A 15,934-nucleotide genomic window follows, 5' to 3' on the forward strand; every position below is an offset into this window, starting at 1 on the left:
GGCGCAGGGCGGGCGCGGGTGGATGCGGGCGGACGCAGGGGGACGCAGGGGGACGCGGAGGGAGGGCCCGGCGGACGAGGGACGGGCCCGCCGGGCCGCTGTCGCCACGGTGCCGCGCCCGCCGTCCCGGTTGCACGGGTGGACGGCCCCATCCCCGTCCCGGCCCCGGGCGGGACCGCGCCCCGGTCCGGCCGTCCGGGGTGCGGTCGCGTCCCGGGGACGGCCGGTCCCCGGGAGACCGCGGTCCGTCCGGCCGCCCCGGCGACGTACGGTGGAACGGAGAGGCCGCACCCATGCCCGCCACCCGCATCCACTTCGCCGACCGCACCGACGCCGGCCACCGGCTGGCCGCCCGGCTCGCCCACCTGCGCGACCCCGGCACCGTGGTGGTCGCGCTGCCGCGCGGCGGGGTGCCGGTGGCCGCCGAGGTGGCCGCCGCGCTCGCCGCACCGCTGGACATCTGCGTCATCCGCAAGCTGGGCGTCCCCGAGCAGCCGGAGCTGGGGATGGGCGCGATCGGCGAGGACGGGGTGCGGGTGCTCAACGAGCTGGTGCTGCGCCCCGCACGGGTCACCGCGGGGGAGCTGGCCGCCGTCGAGGCCCGCGAACGGGCCGAGCTGGAACGCCGGGCCCGCCGCTACCGGGGTGATCGGCCACCGGTCGACCTGCACGGGCGGACGGTGGTCGTGGTCGACGACGGCGTGGCGACCGGTTCGACCGCGCGGGCCGCCTGTCTGATCGTGCGGGCGCGCGGCGCCCGGCGGGTGGTGCTCGCCGTCCCGGTGGCGCCGGAGGACTGGACGGAACGGCTCGGCGACGTCGCGGACGAGCTGGTGTGCGTCGGCACGCCCTCGCCGTTCTTCGCGATCGGCGAGTTCTACGCCGACTTCTCGCAGACCGGGGACGCCGAGGTGCTGCGCCGGCTCGCCGAGGCCGAAGCCGGGCCCGTCCCCGAAGCCGCTACCGGCACCGGACCCGAACCCGGCACCGGCACCGGCACCGGACCCGGACCCGTGACCATTCCCGGCACCGCGACCGGCACCGGACCCGGACCCGCCGCCGACCGGGAGCTGACCCTCCCCGCCGCCGGCGTCCGGCTGACCGGCCGGCTGACCGTCCCCGGTGGCGCCCGCGGCATCGTGGTGTTCGCCCACGGCAGCGGCAGCGGCCGGCACAGCCCGCGCAACCGCCGGGTGGCCGAGGAGCTGAACCGCGCCGGGCTGGCCACCTTCCTGTTCGACCTGCTCACCGAGGACGAGGCGCCGGACCGGCGGAAGGTCTTCGACGTCGCCCTGCTCGGCGCCCGGCTGACCGACGTCGCCCGCGCCCTGCCCGTGGACCCGGCGGCGGCACCGCCCGTCGGCCCGCCCCTCCCCCTCGCTCTGTTCGGCGCGAGCACCGGCGCCGCCGCCGCACTGTGGACGGCCGCCCGGCTCGGCGACGGGGTGGCCGCGGTGGTCTCCCGGGGCGGGCGGCCGGACCTCGCCGGGCCCGGCACGCTGGCCGCCGTGACCGCGCCGACCCTGCTGGTCGTCGGCGGCCGGGACCTCGAGGTGATCGACCTGAACCGGCGGGCGCGCGAGCACCTGCGCTGCGAGAGTGAACTGGCGGTGGTCCCGCACGCCGGCCATCTGTTCGAGGAGCCCGGCACGCTGGACCGGGTCGCCGAGCTGGCCCGCGACTGGTTCGTCGAGCATTCCGGCGGGGGCCCGCAGGCCTCCGGGAACCCGCAGGCCCCCGGGGACCCGCCGGAGGCCGTTACGCAGAACCCGTGAAACCTCGCCGATCGGCCGGTCATTCTGCACAGCCCGATCGGCGATTTCCTGATCACCTTGTACACATTGAACAGTGAAAACCCGACCTGTTGCCCAACCACCCCGACTGGAGCAAGCTCTCGGCTCAACCGCCCGCGCAGCCTTGCCCACCCACCCAGCGGCGCGGCCGCCACCAGCGGATGCCTCAACGCCGAGGCCTCAATGTGGAGGAACGACCGATGACCCCGCAGTCCCACGCCCTTGAGCTGACCCCCGAGGAGCGCGAGGCCGGTCTCGACGCCGAGCAGCTGCGCCGCCTCGTCGGCCTCGTCGAGCACGACCCCGCCACCGACCCGTTCCCGGTCACCGCGCAGGACGCCGTCGTGTTCGTGGTCGGCAACGCCACCCAGACGGCCCAGTTCTACCAGGTCGTCTTCGGCATGGAGCTGGTCGCCTACTCCGGCCCGGAGACCGGCCGCCGCGACCGCAAGGCCTACGTGCTGCGCTCCGGCTCCTGCCGCTTCGTGATCAAGGGCGGCGTCGCCCCGGACAGCCCGCTGCTGGACCACCACCGCCGCCACGGCGACGGCGTCGTCGACCTGGCGATGGAGGTGCCGGACGTCGACAAGTGCATCGCGCACGCCCGCGCCCAGGGCGCCACCGTGCTGGAGGAGCCGAACGACGTCTCCGACGAGCACGGCACCGTCCGCCGCGCCGCGATCGCCACCTACGGCGAGACCCGCCACACCCTGGTCGACCGCTCCCGGTACACCGGCCCCTACCTGCCGGGCTACATCGCCGCCCAGAGCCGGGTGAAGCACCCCGAGGGCTCGCCGCGCCGCCTGTTCCAGGCGCTGGACCACGCGGTCGGCAACGTCGAGCTCGGCAAGATGGACGAGTGGGTCACCTTCTACAACAAGGTCATGGGCTTCGTGAACATGGCCGAGTTCGTGGGCGACGACATCGCCACCGACTACTCCGCGCTGATGTCCAAGGTCGTCGCCAGCGGCAACCACCGGGTGAAGTTCCCGCTCAACGAGCCGGCCATCGCCAAGAAGAAGTCGCAGATCGACGAGTACCTGGAGTTCTACACCGGCCCGGGCTGCCAGCACATGGCGCTGGCCACCAACGACATCCTCACCACCGTCGACGTGCTGCGTTCGCGCGGCGTCGAGTTCCTCAACACCCCCGACTCGTACTACGACGACCCCGAGCTGCGCGAGCGGATCGGCCACGTCCGGGTGCCGATCGAGGAGCTGAAGAGCCGCGGCATCCTGGTCGACCGCGACGAGGACGGCTACCTGCTGCAGATCTTCACCAAGCCCATCGGCGACCGCCCGACCGTCTTCTACGAGTTCATCGAGCGGCATGGTTCGCTGGGCTTCGGGAAGGGCAACTTCAAGGCGCTCTTCGAGGCCATCGAGCGCGAGCAGGACGCCCGCGGCAACCTCTGAGACCGGCCCGCCCCACGGGCGACCGGCCACCGCTGGAGCCGTACGAAGGTCTGGGCCCCGGAGGGTCCGGGAGGAGCAGGGACGATGGCGTACTACCGGCAGCTGGGCAGCATCCCGCCCAAGCGGCACACCCAGCACCGCACACCCGAGGGCGGGCTGTACTACGAGGAGTTGATGGGCGAGGAGGGGTTCTCCTCGGACTCCTCGCTGCTCTACCACCGGGGCATCCCCTCGGCCGTCGTGAACGCGGTCCCGTGGGAGCTGCCCGACCAGTCGACGGTCGCCAACCACCCCCTGCTCCCCCGGCACCTCAAGCTGCACGAGCTGTTCGCGGGCCAGGAGTGGAAGTCCGCGGACGTCGTCGGCAGCCGCCGGCTCGTCCTCGGCAACGGCGACGTGCGGATCTCGTACGTCGCCGCCGGGGCGCCGAGCGAGCTGTACCGCAACGGGCTCGGCGACGAGTGCGTGTACGTGGAGTCCGGCTCCGGCACCCTGGAGACGGTCTTCGGCACGCTGGAGGTCGGCCGGGGCGACTACGTGATCATCCCCCGGGCGACCACCCACCGCTGGGTGCCGACCGGCGACGAGCCGCTGCGCGCCTACTGCATCGAGGCGAACAGCCACATCACCCCGGTCAAGCGCTTCCTCTCCAAGTACGGCCAGCTGCTGGAGCACGCGCCGTACTGCGAGCGGGACCTGCGCGCCCCGTCCGGTCCGCTGCTGGTGGACGGCACGGACGTCGACGTCCTGGTCAAGCACCGCGGTCCGAACGGCATCGCGGGCACCCGGTACACCGTGCCGCACCACCCGTTCGACGTGGTCGGCTGGGACGGCTGCCTGTACCCGTACGCGTTCAACATCAGCGACTACGAACCGATCACCGGGCGGATCCACCAGCCGCCGCCGGCCCACCAGGTGTTCGAGGGCAACGGGTTCGTGATCTGCAACTTCGTTCCCCGCAAGGTGGACTACCACCCGCTGTCGATCCCGGTGCCCTACTACCACTCCAACGTGGACAGCGACGAGGTGATGTTCTACTGCGGCGGCGACTACGCGGCGCGCAAGGGTTCGGGCATCGCCCAGGGGTCGATCTCGCTGCACCCGGGCGGGCACACCCACGGCCCGCAGCCGGGCGCGTACGAGCGGTCGATCGGCGCGGAGTTCTTCGACGAGCTCGCGGTGATGGTGGACACCTTCCGCCCGCTGGAGCTGGGCGAGGGCGGCCGGGCGAGCGAGGACCCGAACTACGCCTGGACCTGGGCCGGTCGGGGGCCGCAGTCGTGAGCACCACCCCCGCCGACCCCACCGCCGCCGGGGCGGCCGCCGTCCCGCCGCTGTTCCAGGGGCTGTTCGACGACGCGGCGGTGTTCCCGCCCGGGAACCTGCCCGTCGCCGAGGCGGTGCCCGCGCACCTCGCGCACCGCGCCGCCCGGTACGCCGACGCCGTCGGCCCGCTGCTCTGCGGGGCGGGCCGACTGGGCGAACTGGCCGCCGCGGCGCAGGCGGTGGGCGGCACCGGCTCCCGGCTCCGGGTCGGCCTGGTGCTGCCGGGGGGCAGCTCCGAGCTCGGCCCGGCCCTCACCGCCGCCGCCCCGTTCCTGGTGGCCGGCGTCGAACTGGCCACCCGGGACGCCCGCGAGGCCGTCGCCGCGCTAGACCTGCTGCTGCCGCCGGACGTACCGGCCGCCGTCGAACTGCCGCGCGAACTGCTGCGCGGCGACGGGCTGGAGGAGGTCCTGGACGTCCTGGTCGACAGCCCGTACCGGGCCAAGTTCCGCACCGGCGGCGTGGTCGCCGGCGCCTTCCCGGACGAGGCCGAGCTCGCCGGCTTCCTCACCGGGTGCGCGCAGCGCGGCCTGCCGTACAAGTGCACCGCCGGACTGCACCACGCCGTCCGGCACACCGACCCGGCGACCGGCTTCGAGCACCACGGCTTCCTGAACGTGCTCCTGGCGGCGGCGGAGACCGACCCGAAGGCGGCGGCCGACATCCTGGCCGAGCGCTCCGGCGAGGCGCTCGCCGAGGCCGCCCGTTCACTGACCGACCGTCAGGTGACGGTGATCCGCAACTCGTTCACCGCGTTCGGCACCTGTAGCATCGCCGAGCCCCTGGACGACCTGGCCGCCCTCGGCCTGCTGTCGCCCGCCCTGACGTCCCAGGAGGACCGTTGACCACCCCCCGCAGCTGGCTCGCGCCCGCGAACGACTCGCCGTTCGGCGTGCACAACCTGCCGTACGGCGTCTTCACCGCGGCCGACCGGCCGGGCACGCGACGGATCGGCGTCCGGATCGGCGACTTCGTGCTCGACGCGGGCGCCGCCGCCCGGGCCGTCGGGGAGCCCTCCGTCCTGCTCGACGCGGACTCGCTCAACCCGCTGCTGGCGGCCGGCCGCCCGGTGTGGACCGAGGTCCGCGCCTCGCTGACCCGCTGGCTGACCGACGAGGCCCACCGGGACGCGCTCTCCCCGCTGCTGCTGCCGCTCGCCGAGGTGGCACTGCACCTGCCGTTCGAGGTCGCCGACTACGTCGACTTCTACGCCTCGGAGCACCACGCCACCAACCTGGGGAAGATCTTCCGCCCCGGGTCGGAGCCGCTGACGCCCAACTGGAAGCACCTGCCGATCGGTTACCACGGCCGCTCCGGCACCGTGGTGGTGTCCGGCACCCCGGTGAGCCGCCCGCAGGGGCAGCGCAAGGCGCCGGCCGACGCCGTCCCGTCCTTCGGGCCGAGCCGCCGGCTGGACATCGAGGCCGAGGTCGGCTTCGTCGTCGGCGCGCCCTCGGCGCTGGGCGAGCCGGTCGGTCTGGACGACTTCCGCGAGCACGTCTTCGGCGTCTGCCTGGTCAACGACTGGTCCGCGCGGGACATCCAGGCCTGGGAGTACGTGCCGCTCGGCCCGTTCCTCGGCAAGTCCTTCGCCACCTCCGTCTCGCCGTGGATCGTGCCGCTGGCCGCCCTCGAGCACGCCCGGGTCGCCGCGCCGGCCCGTGACGTCGAACTGCTCCCCTACCTCGACGACCGCGCGGACGACCGGCACTGGGGCCTGGACCTCGCCCTGGAGGTCCTGCTGAACGGCCACCGGATCTCCCGCCCGCCGTTCGCCTCGATGTACTGGACGGCCGCCCAACAGCTCGCCCACATGACGGTCAACGGCGCCTCGCTGCGCACCGGCGACCTGTTCGCCTCCGGCACCATCAGCGGGCCGGAGCCGGAGACCAGGGGCGCGCTGATCGAGCTGACCTGGAACGGCGAGAACCCGCTCAAGCTCGCGGACGGCACGACCCGGACCTTCCTGGAGGACGGCGACGAGGTGACCGTCACCGCGACCGCCCCCGGCCCGGACGGCACCGTCGTCGGCTTCGGCGAGGTCACCGGCCGCATCACCCCCTGACCCGGCGGGGCCACCACCCGGGCCCCGCCGCGGCACCACCCGCACCACCCGCAGTATCGGCACGACGGAGGGCGGCACCGGTCACAACGGTGCCGCCCTCCGCGTTCCCGCCTGCCGCCCTTCGCGTTGCGACCCGCCGCCGTCCGCGCACCACCCGCCGTACTTGCCGACCGGCCCGGGCCCGAAGGTACGGTGGCAGCAGGGATCTTGGCCGCACGGGCCGGTCGGCGACGACGGACGGGAGTGGGGACGATGGGTGACGAGGTTCGGGCCCGGCGGGACGGCGGGGTGGGGCGGATCGTGCTCGACCGGCCCCGGGCGCTCAACTCGCTGACGCACGGCATGATCCTGGACCTGCGGGCCGCGCTGGACGCCTGGGCCGAGGACGACGCGGTGCGGGTGGTGGTGCTGACCGGCGCCGGGGAGCGTGGTCTGTGCGCGGGCGGCGACATCCGGGCGTTCCACGACGACGCCAAGCTCGGCGGGGCCGGCACGCGTGCGTTCCTGCGCGACGAGTACCGGCTGAACGAGCTGATCTCCCGCTACCCGAAGCCCTACGTGGCCGTGATGGACGGCATCACCATGGGCGGCGGCGTCGGTGTCTCCGCCCACGGCTCGGTGCGGATCGTCACCGAGCGTTCGGTGGTGGCGCTGCCGGAGACCCGGATCGGCCTGGTGCCGGACGTCGGCGGCAGCCGGCTGCTGTCCCGCGCGCCCGGCGAGCTGGGCACCCACCTGGGGCTGAGCGCCGCCTCGATGACCGCCGGGGACGCGCTGCTGTGCGGGTTCGCCGACCACTATGTGCCCTCGGCGAACCTGCCGGAGCTGCTGGCCGCCCTCGACGACGGGCCGGTGGCGGAGGTCGTCGCCCGGTACGCGGAGCCGGCACCGGCCGCGCCGCTCGCGGAGCAGCGGGAGTGGATCGACGCCTGCTACGCGGCCGACAGCGTGGAGGAGATCGTGGCCCGGCTGGTCGCCAGTGGCGTGCCGGCGGCCAAGCAGGCCGCCGAGGAGCTGGCCGAGCGCTCGCCGACGATGCTCAAGGTGACGCTCAGCGCGCTGCGCCGGGCCCGGTCGCACGGCTCGCTCGCGGAGGGCCTGGAGCAGGAGTACCGGGTGTCCTGCGCGGCGGTCGCCCACCACGACCTGGTCGAGGGGATCCGGGCGCAGGTGGTCGACAAGGACCGCAACCCGCGCTGGTCCCCGGCGACCCTCGCCGAGGTCGACGAGCGGGCGGTGGCCGCGTTCTTCGAGCCGCCGGCCGACGGTGACCTGCGGCTGCGGTGACCGGACGGCCCGTTCGACGGGTGACGACCGTCTCGCGGATCGAGACTGGCGCGAGGCGGCCCGTTTCGGAGATCGTTGGACGGTCCTGGCGCGCCCCGAGCGGGGCCGAGCAGCGGAATGGGAGTCAACGGCGATGACCGAGACCTACGAGACGATCCTGGTGGACCGCAAGGGCCGGGTCGGGCTGATCACGCTCAACCGGCCGGAGGCGCTGAACGCGCTCAACACCACGCTGATGAACGAGGTCGTGGCCGCCGCGACCGCGTTCGACCGCGACCCGGAGATCGGCTGTCTGGTGATCACCGGCTCGGAGAAGGCGTTCGCGGCGGGCGCGGACATCAAGGAGATGCAGGGCAACAGCTTCCCGGACGTCTACCTGGACGACTGGCTCGGCCCGTGGGACCGCCTGGGCAACCTGCGCAAGCCGGTCGTCGCGGCGGTGGCCGGCTTCGCGCTGGGCGGCGGCTGCGAGCTGGCGATGCTGTGCGACATCCTGCTCGCGGCGGACACCGCGAAGTTCGGCCAGCCGGAGATCAAGCTCGGTGTGATTCCGGGCATCGGCGGCTCCCAGCGGCTCACCCGCGCCGTCGGTAAGGCCAAGGCGATGGAGCTGTGCCTGACCGGCCGGATGATGGGCGCCGAGGAGGCCGAGCGGGCCGGCCTGGTGTCCCGGATCGTCCCGGCCGACCAGCTGCTCGCGGAGGCACTCGCCACCGCCGAGAAGGTCGCCGCGATGTCCACCCCGGCGAGCATCATGATGAAGGAGAGCGTCAACCGCGCCTTCGAGACCACCCTCGCCGAGGGCGTCCGCTTCGAGCGCCGCCTCTTCCACGCGGCGTTCGCCACGGCGGATCAGAAGGAAGGCATGGCGGCGTTCGCGGAGAAGCGCCCGGCGGAGTTCAAGCACCGCTGATGTGTTTGGAGGAGGCCCCTTCGTCGACCGACGAAGGGGCCTCCCTGGTACTCAATCCTCCTTCCTCACGGTCTGGGTGGGATCGTCGAGCCAGGCCCGCTGCCCTGCGGCCGTGACGGTCAGCCCGAACCGTTCGGGCCCGGGTCGGCCCTGCTCCTCCCACCAGCGGTGGGCCTCCTCCACCTCCGCCCAGAGCCGGCGCGGCCCGTACTGGCGCACCGTGCCGTCGAGGTCGACGGCGGCCCAGGAACGGGCATCGGTGGTCGCAACCCAGACTCGGGCGGCGTCCTCCTCCCACGCGGTCCACACATCACCGAGGCGCAGGCCCAGGGCGAACCGGGCCTCCCAGGCGTCACCGGTGACGAGTTGCGGGTCGAAGGAGGTCCGGCTCTCCTCGGGCACGTGCTCGTCCCGCACCACATCGCGAAAGATCCGCAGGTCCTCGCGCTGGGTGCGCATCAGCATGAACGCGGAGTGCGGGCTGAAACGGCCCTGCGCCTGTTCTCTTTCGACGGTGAGCTTCAGCAGTCCCCAGCAGATCATCGGGTTGTCCCACGGCGTGAGGACGATGCCGCCGGGGCGGGTCTGCTCGACCCAGGCCCATGGGACGCGGCGGACCGAGCAGGTCGACACGATCCGGTCGTACGGGGCCCGGCGCCTCCAACCTTCGGCGCCGTCCCCACAGATCACGTCCACGCCGAGACCCGCCGCGTACAACAACGCCCGCGCCTGGCAGGCGAGGTCAGGGTCGATCTCGACCGACACGACGTTCTCGGGCCCGAGCCGGCGCGCCAGCAGCGCCGCGTTCCAACCGGTGCCGGCGCCGATCTCCAGCACCCTCATGCCCGGCCGGAGGTCGAGGTCGCACAGCATCCGCACGACGATCGAGGGCGTGGAGGCGGAGGACGACGGCCACGGATCGGGCGACTCGTGGCCGCCGTTGACCTGGGTGACGACCGGAACATCGGCGTAGGCGGCGCCGAACCAGCGTCGGTCGTCACTTCCGAGGTCACACGGCTCGTAACCGCCGTCGTCGTCCGCCAGCCAGATTCGCTCCGGCAGGAAGCTGTGGCGCGGGACTGCCTCGATCGCCGCCCGCCACTCACGGGGAATCGGGCCGCCGAGCGCTTCGCCGACGGCCCGGAGCAGGCCGCGCACGGCGGCCTGCTCGGGAGGATGCGCGGAATCCGTCACTTCTTGTCGTCGTCCTTCCGGTGCTTGGGATCCGGCAGCGGCCTCGACCCGTCGGGCGACGGCTTGGCGGTGCCGGGGTCCTTCTTGCCGCCGTGCTTGCCGTTGCCGTCCTTGTCGGTTCCCCAGGCCATGGGTTCCTCCTTGTGGTGCTGTGTCTACCGGTCGGGCGGGCGCGGCGTGGGCGGGTTGAGGGGCTTGTGCTTCGGCGGCTTCGGGTCCGTGACGACCACAGCGGGACTCCTTTCGGGTGGAGGAGGGCAGGGTTCGGATTCCCCGTCTGTGCCGCCGACCCGGCGGCACAGACGGCGTTCAGTGGCAGTGGTTGATCAACAGCAGCGCCGCAGCGAGGATGTGGAAAGCCGATGCCAGCGAGACCCCCTACGCGGCCCAGACCCGGAGGGGATCGAGTACGGGAGAAGAGCCGCTCGGAGACAGATCGCCGCACGACGGCATCACCGAGCGATCGCCAGATCGGCGTGAATGATCTTCCCGAAAGGGAGCCGCTTGGCACCCCAACGACCGTGCGTGAGGCTGTGAACCATCGCCAGGCCCCTACCGGACGTAGCCTGATCCCCGGCATCGACCATGACAGGCAGAACGCGCGAACCGTCACTGACGAGGATCCGGACGATTCGGTCGGTCGGACGGCGCACGGCCACCATCATGCGAGCCTGGCAGCCGGTCCTGACGGAGTTCGTCGCCAACTCGCTGACGACGAGCGACGCTTCATCCGTCAATACGTCAAGCCCCCACTCCCGCAACTTGGCACATACAAAGCGGCGTGCGACAGCCACCGACTCGGGCCGGTAGGGCAAGCAGACGGTCGCCGGCGCGGAGAACTCGCTGACCCCGGAGGAAGTGCCATCGGCGGCGGGAGGGCGCCGGCGGCGGCGATCATTCTGATCGGCCGGCAGCAGGGTTGATGGAGACATCGAGGTCACTCCCTCGGGTGGTCCGATTGGGTCCTCCCTGGCGCACGGGGGCCGGGCGAGGTATTCCTAGTTCACCGCCCCGTGGCAGGGTGCGGGGCGGGTGCGACCGGACGTTTCACCGGACGTTTCGGGCTCAGGCGATATCTACAGCCCATGAGTGCGAAAGCAGTTGGGAGCTCCTGTGGAAGGACCAACACTGGCCGAGCTGCGAAAGGCCGCCGGATACACCCAGGAGACCTTCGTCGCCGCCTTCTCGGACATGGCGCAACGCATGGATGTTCGAGCGATAGTGAGTGTCCGTCAGCTAAGGCGATGGGAGTCGTCCAGTCCACCGACGCCGCACAGTGGTCAACAGGACGTACTGGAAGCACTGTTGGGTGTTCCACTGGCTGAACTCGGGTTCGTCGTCCCGCTGAGGCGGAGCCCGAGCCCGTCGAAGGACAGAAGTCGGGAGGATGACTTGCAGCGGCGGCGGTTCGTCCTCGATGCCGGAGCACTTCTGGGCGCTTCCGTCCTTCCGCCCACACGGACGGGGCGGCGCGTCGGCGCGGCCGATGTCCAGATCTTCCGCTCGAAGGTCACTGACCTGTACACAATCGATCACTCACAAGGTGGCCGCGTCGCCCGGCAAGCAGCCAAGCACACGCTTCAAAGCGTCGAGCGGGCCATGGTCGACGGGATATACCTCGAGGGAGTCGGCCGGGACCTTCACGCCTTGGCCGGGACGCTGCACTCCCACCTCGGCTGGATCGAATTCGACGCGGGAAGACCTGCGGCAGCTCGCTCAGCCTGCACCGAAGCCCTGACCGCAGCCCGCTTGGTCGGAGACCCACTCATGGAAGTGCGGGCCCTCGACAGCCTGTCCTTACTGGCGGTCGAACAGAAGAGACCCTGGGAGGCCATCGCTTCCTCGATGGCCGCCGAGAGACTCGCACAGGCCCGGGGCGGGCCGAAAGTGAAGTCCGTGGTGGCCCTGCGACAAGCGAGGGCTCTCTCGTCCGCCGGCGACCACGCGGGCGCCAGGCGCGCCCTCTCAACAGCGCTGGCATGGCAGGACCGATCGGACAAGGATGCCGACGCACCCCCTTGGACGGCATTCGCCGGCCAGGTCGAGGTGGACTACGCAACCGCTGCCTGGCATGTCGAGACTGGGCACATCGCACATGCGATCCCGTTCCTGCGTTCTGCAATCAGCCAGTTGGGCCCGACATACACGCGAAACGCCGCACTGTACCGAGCACGTCTCGCCGAGGTACTGATGAAGGCTGGTGATGTCGAGGAGGCCTGCCAAGAGGCAGTGGCCAGTGCCGGCGCCGCCAAGGGAATGACTTCGGCCAGGCTTGTCGACCGGCTGAGTACTGTGGCTTCCATGGCCCGTCAGGTTGATACAGCAGTAGCACGGGATTGCGTCGAGGAGCTTCGGGCGCTCGGAGTTTCGACACAGAGGCAGAGGGTTGCATGACGGTGACGATTCGCCTGCTCGGTGGCGAGCAGACTGCCCAGCTCGAGATACAACTGAGGGAGGTCTTCGCCGAGGCATTCGCGGAGCCTCCCTACAGTGAGGGGCCGGTCGATGTGGAGCGGGCCTTCCGACGGTTCCGCTCGCAAGTGCGGCGGCGGGGGTTCCGTGCGGCCATCGCCTTCGACGGCGACGATGTCGTCGGCATGGCCTACGGCTATCCGTTGTCGGCGAACACCGGCTGGTGGGACACGCTGATCGACGCCGCGCCGGACGAGCTCCGTCACGAGGACGGGCAACGTACCTTCGGAATCTTCGAGCTGGCGGTCCAGCCCGGGTGGCGACGCCTCGGCATCGCCACCCGCCTGCACCGCGCTCTCGTCGACGGTCTCGACCATGCACGGGTGATGCTGAACACCCGACCGGAAGCCGCCTCCGCGCAGGCTGCCTACCTCTCCTGGGGCTACCGACGGGTGGGGTCGGCGATTCCATGGGAGGGCGCAGCACACCACGACGTGATGATTCTGGACTTGACGAGGCGATGAGCACATTGGCACTCCTAGAGGTACAGAAGCCGCAGGAAGCCTGGAGGCGAAACCTGATCCGATCGTGGCCGCCCTTCCGGGAAGGGCGGCCGTGACCGGGAACGAGCGGGCGCAGCGGCAGGTCGCCGTAGCAGGTGGCTCGGACATCGGCGTGGAGCGGCCGACCGGTGTCCAGAGCCACCGACCGGACGACCCGGGTGGCCCTGCCTCGACGCGCGAGGCAGGGCCACCCATCCGCCAGCTCCTCCTCAAGGGATTCCCGTTGCCCGTACAGCACGACATCGCATCCGAGCGCGAGCTCTGGGACACGTACGCGGCCGGCATCAGACCCGACGTGCTCGACGCCGGGCCGGTGTTCCGCTGGACCCAGTACGCCGACCACGGGCCCGGCCCCGAACTCCTCGGGTCACCGCGCAGCGCGCTGGAGATCGGCTGCGGCACCGGCCGCGCGTTGGCCGCGCTGGCCGAGCGGGGCGTGGAGGTCACCGGCGTCGATCTCTCGCCTGTCATGGTCGAGAAGGTCACCGAGCGCTGGGGTCCGTCCGGCGTCCGGATCCACTGTGCCGAGGTCCTGGACTACCTGAGGGACACCGATGAGACCTGGGACGCGGTCTATTCGGTGTTCGGAGCGGTCTGGTTCACCGACCCGCTGAAGCTGCTCCCCCTCATCGCCTCCCGACTGAGTCCCGGTGGCGTACTGGCCTTTTCACATCCTCCCGCCATCCCCGGCGCCTACGGTCCGCAGGGCATGTACAAGGGCGGTTTCGCCGGGAGGGCGCTGTACACGTACCGCTACTCCTACACACCGCGCCGATGGGTCGGCCTTCTCCGGCAGAGCGGATTCGAGTCGGCGGAAGCGACAATCCTCGCCGCCCCGACCGAGGGCCACATCGGCACGCTGATCGTTACGGGCAGGACGCCTGGAGCCTGAACTACAGGCAATGTGTCGGGGGGAGAGTCGCAATCAGTCCGACGGCTGTGCCGCCGGCCCGGCGGCACAGCCGTCGTTCGGTGGCAGCGCTTGATCAACACCAGCGCCGCAACGAGAACATGTGAGCCGCAGGAAGTCGGCGTGGCCGACTTCCTGCGGCTCTCAACTGTTCTCCGTCAGGGTCGTGTTGAGGCGGGCGAGGCCGCTGCGGGTGGTGGCCACCACCACCCGGTCGCCGGGTTCCAGGGTGCGGGTGCGGTCGGCGTAGTTCCAGTGGAGGAGTTGCGGGGCGCGGGCGAGACGGACTGCCAGGACCCTTACGCCGCCGGTGTCCTCCAGGTCGTGGCGGTTGAGGCCGATCAGGCCGGTGCCGAGCTCGGCGGTCAGCTCCGCGATCAGCAGGACGTGGCGGAAGACCGAGAGGGTGCCGAGCACTTCGCGGCCCATCAGGGCGGCGGCGAAGGCCGGGGCGGCGAGGTAGGAGGTGGAGCGCGAGGCGACGTTGTCCAGGGTGGCGTAGACGTGGCTCGCGAAGGAGTCGTCGAAGAGGCGCAGCACCACCCGGACGTCGGGGCGGACGGCGCGCGCCTCGAGTGCCGCCTCCAGGTTGGTGGCGTCGTCGCCGCTGACGGCGACCACGGCGCGGCTGTGCTTGAGGCGGGCGCGGCGCAACTGCTCCGCGAGCGGGCCGTCGTCGACGACGACCGGGACGCCGAGGGCGCGGACGGCGGAGATGCCGCGGGCCTGCGGGTCGCTCTCCAGGCCGACCAGCGGCACGCCGAGGCCGTGCAGCTGCTCGACGACGCGGGTGCCGACGTTGCCGAGGCCGACGACGATGACGTGGTCGCGGGTGCCGGCGCCGGGGTTGCGGTGCTGGCCGCGGCGACCTGCGGCGAGGACCTCGACCATGATGGCGGTGGCGACCGGGGCGAAGGTGATGCCGCAGAAGGTGATCACCACCTGGGCGACCCGCTGCCAGGTGCCGCCGGTGCCGCTGCCGTCCCCCGCGCCCGGCTGGTCCGGCTGGGCGGCGCCGGCGAGGTCCAGCAGGGAGGCGTAGAAGGTCCAGGCGAAGTCGCCGTTGAGGTACCAGAGCAGACCGAACGAGAACAGCACGGCGGCCAGGGCGGTGATCAGGACGACCCGGAGGCGGGCGCTGGTGAAGAAGCGCAGGGTGTCGAGGAGGCGCCAGCGCAGCCGCCGCCACCAGGGGATCCGGACGGCGGGTTCGCGCGGCAGGGTCTGGAGCGCGGCGACGCCACCGGTTGCGGGGGACGGTTCGTCGGGGACGGGGGCGGGTTCGGTGGCGCGGCGGGCCTCGGTGGCGGAGCGGATGGGCCCGCCGTCGCCGAACTCGCCGGCCAGCCGGACGAAGGAGGCGGAGTCGCCCTCCTGGTCGGGCAGCAGGCGGATCCGGCCGAGGTCCTGGCGGTCGATGCGGTCGGCGACGACGCAGATCCGGTCGGCGGCTATGTCGTCGTCGTAGGCGATGTGCAGGAAGCGGTCGCCGACCTGGACGGAGTTGGGCCGGGACAGCGCGGCGTCGGCGAAGGCCGGGGCGGCGGTGGCGGAGCCGGAGAGCGCGGTGCCGTTCCGGAGCAGCCGTTCGATGTTGGAGCCGAGCCGCTGGTTGAACATCCGCAGCACGATGCGGATGTTCGGGTTGTGGCCCTGGGCGGAGAGCGCGGCGTGGATGTTCTCCTGGTCGTTGCCGTCGACGAGCGCGATGCCGCGCGCGGTCTCGACCCGGACGGCGCGCAGGGCCTCCTCGGTGACGCCGGCGTACTCGACGACGGCGGCGACGCCGTCCAGTTGCTCGATCCGGGGTGCGTGGTCGCGGGTGCGGTCCGGGACGAGGACGACGACCGGTACTTCGTAGTGCTCGACGAGTTCGAGGACCAGGCGGTGGGCGAGTGCGTTGCCGCCGCAGACGATGTAGTGCTGACCGATCGGCTCGACCGGAGGGGTCCCCCACCCTTCAGAAGTCATATCGACGGATCTTATCGACGGTAAGTGAGGGTGGAGTGACGTTCGGGGAACCCCGGGGGAAATCCGATCGATCACCCGAACGGGT

The 15,934-nt window shown here is 71.9% G+C and carries 14 protein-coding genes; 10 read left to right on the top strand and 4 right to left on the bottom strand.

The window, feature by feature from the left end; translation table 11 throughout:
- Positions 1-308: 308 nt before the first annotated feature.
- The 7 genes from BLU95_RS10030 (at position 309) to BLU95_RS10060 (ending at position 8,799) form a co-directional block, all read left to right on the top strand.
- The gene (locus BLU95_RS10030) at positions 309-1,775 is read left to right on the top strand and encodes a phosphoribosyltransferase family protein (RefSeq protein WP_093864765.1); all 1,467 of its coding nucleotides are present in this window, start codon (positions 309-311) and stop codon (positions 1,773-1,775) included.
- A 218-nt stretch (positions 1,776-1,993) separates the two neighbouring features.
- A complete protein-coding gene (hppD, locus tag BLU95_RS10035; protein WP_093859704.1) occupies positions 1,994-3,208 on the top strand; it encodes a 4-hydroxyphenylpyruvate dioxygenase in 1,215 nt (404 codons plus the stop codon).
- 84 nt (positions 3,209-3,292) lie between these two features.
- Positions 3,293-4,492, top strand: a complete 1,200-nt coding sequence (locus BLU95_RS10040; protein ID WP_093859705.1) for a homogentisate 1,2-dioxygenase — start codon at positions 3,293-3,295, stop codon at positions 4,490-4,492.
- Positions 4,489-5,379 carry a hypothetical protein gene (locus BLU95_RS10045; protein ID WP_093859706.1) on the top strand — a complete coding sequence of 297 codons (891 nt, stop codon included), beginning with the start codon at positions 4,489-4,491 and terminating at the stop codon, positions 5,377-5,379. The genes BLU95_RS10040 and BLU95_RS10045 overlap by 4 nt, the downstream gene beginning before the upstream one ends.
- Positions 5,376-6,599, top strand: a complete 1,224-nt coding sequence (gene fahA / locus BLU95_RS10050) for a fumarylacetoacetase (RefSeq protein WP_093859707.1) — start codon at positions 5,376-5,378, stop codon at positions 6,597-6,599. Before BLU95_RS10045 ends, fahA begins: the two co-directional genes overlap by 4 nt.
- A gap of 252 nt (positions 6,600-6,851) precedes the next feature.
- A complete protein-coding gene (locus BLU95_RS10055; RefSeq protein ID WP_093859708.1) occupies positions 6,852-7,886 on the top strand; it encodes an enoyl-CoA hydratase/isomerase family protein in 1,035 nt (344 codons plus the stop codon).
- 133 nt (positions 7,887-8,019) lie between these two features.
- Positions 8,020-8,799 carry an enoyl-CoA hydratase gene (locus tag BLU95_RS10060; RefSeq protein WP_093859709.1) on the top strand — a complete coding sequence of 260 codons (780 nt, stop codon included), beginning with the start codon at positions 8,020-8,022 and terminating at the stop codon, positions 8,797-8,799.
- 51 nt (positions 8,800-8,850) lie between these two features.
- On the opposite strand, the gene BLU95_RS10065 is transcribed toward BLU95_RS10060, so the two are convergent.
- The 3 genes from BLU95_RS10065 to BLU95_RS10070 all read right to left on the bottom strand — a co-directional run bounded on the left by BLU95_RS10065 (position 8,851) and on the right by BLU95_RS10070 (position 10,925).
- Positions 8,851-9,993: a methyltransferase domain-containing protein gene (locus tag BLU95_RS10065; RefSeq protein ID WP_093859710.1), complete on the bottom strand. Its 1,143-nt coding sequence runs from the start codon at positions 9,991-9,993 to the stop codon at positions 8,851-8,853.
- Positions 9,990-10,124 carry a hypothetical protein gene (locus BLU95_RS45025; RefSeq protein ID WP_286158622.1) on the bottom strand — a complete coding sequence of 45 codons (135 nt, stop codon included), beginning with the start codon at positions 10,122-10,124 and terminating at the stop codon, positions 9,990-9,992. The genes BLU95_RS10065 and BLU95_RS45025 overlap by 4 nt, the downstream gene beginning before the upstream one ends.
- A 321-nt stretch (positions 10,125-10,445) precedes the next feature.
- Entirely contained in the window at positions 10,446-10,925 is a 480-nt protein-coding gene (locus BLU95_RS10070) for an ATP-binding protein (protein ID WP_093859711.1), read from the bottom strand.
- 157 nt (positions 10,926-11,082) lie between these two features.
- Here BLU95_RS10070 and BLU95_RS10075 point away from each other — a divergent pair, with 157 nt between their 5' ends.
- From BLU95_RS10075 to BLU95_RS10085, 3 genes are all read left to right on the top strand, one after another.
- A complete protein-coding gene (locus BLU95_RS10075) occupies positions 11,083-12,387 on the top strand; it encodes a helix-turn-helix domain-containing protein (RefSeq protein ID WP_159424837.1) in 1,305 nt (434 codons plus the stop codon).
- Entirely contained in the window at positions 12,384-12,929 is a 546-nt protein-coding gene (locus BLU95_RS10080; RefSeq protein ID WP_093859713.1) for a GNAT family N-acetyltransferase, read from the top strand. The genes BLU95_RS10075 and BLU95_RS10080 overlap by 4 nt, the downstream gene beginning before the upstream one ends.
- A 262-nt stretch (positions 12,930-13,191) precedes the next feature.
- Positions 13,192-13,860 (top strand): class I SAM-dependent DNA methyltransferase, encoded by a 669-nt coding sequence (locus BLU95_RS10085; RefSeq protein WP_093864766.1) that lies wholly within the window; start codon positions 13,192-13,194, stop codon positions 13,858-13,860.
- A gap of 162 nt (positions 13,861-14,022) precedes the next feature.
- Here the strand turns inward: BLU95_RS10085 and BLU95_RS45030 are convergent, their stop codons facing one another.
- Positions 14,023-15,849, bottom strand: coding sequence for an NAD-binding protein (locus BLU95_RS45030; protein WP_093859714.1), 1,827 nt, complete (start codon positions 15,847-15,849; stop codon positions 14,023-14,025).
- Between the last annotated feature and the right edge of the window lie 85 nt (positions 15,850-15,934).

The organism is Streptomyces sp. TLI_053 (genome assembly GCF_900105395.1).
Taxonomy (GTDB): Bacteria; Actinomycetota; Actinomycetes; order Streptomycetales; family Streptomycetaceae; genus Kitasatospora.

Coding starts and splice junctions, on each gene's coding strand:
- hppD (WP_093859704.1), top strand. CDS start 1,994: ATGACCCCGCAGTCCCACGCCCTTGAGCTGACCCCCGAGGAGCGCGAG.
- BLU95_RS10040 (WP_093859705.1), top strand. CDS start 3,293: ATGGCGTACTACCGGCAGCTGGGCAGCATCCCGCCCAAGCGGCACACC.
- BLU95_RS10055 (WP_093859708.1), top strand. CDS start 6,852: ATGGGTGACGAGGTTCGGGCCCGGCGGGACGGCGGGGTGGGGCGGATC.
- BLU95_RS10060 (WP_093859709.1), top strand. CDS start 8,020: ATGACCGAGACCTACGAGACGATCCTGGTGGACCGCAAGGGCCGGGTC.
- BLU95_RS45025 (WP_286158622.1), bottom strand. CDS start 10,124: ATGGCCTGGGGAACCGACAAGGACGGCAACGGCAAGCACGGCGGCAAG.
- BLU95_RS10070 (WP_093859711.1), bottom strand. CDS start 10,925: ATGTCTCCATCAACCCTGCTGCCGGCCGATCAGAATGATCGCCGCCGC.
- BLU95_RS10080 (WP_093859713.1), top strand. CDS start 12,384: ATGACGGTGACGATTCGCCTGCTCGGTGGCGAGCAGACTGCCCAGCTC.
- BLU95_RS45030 (WP_093859714.1), bottom strand. CDS start 15,849: ATGACTTCTGAAGGGTGGGGGACCCCTCCGGTCGAGCCGATCGGTCAG.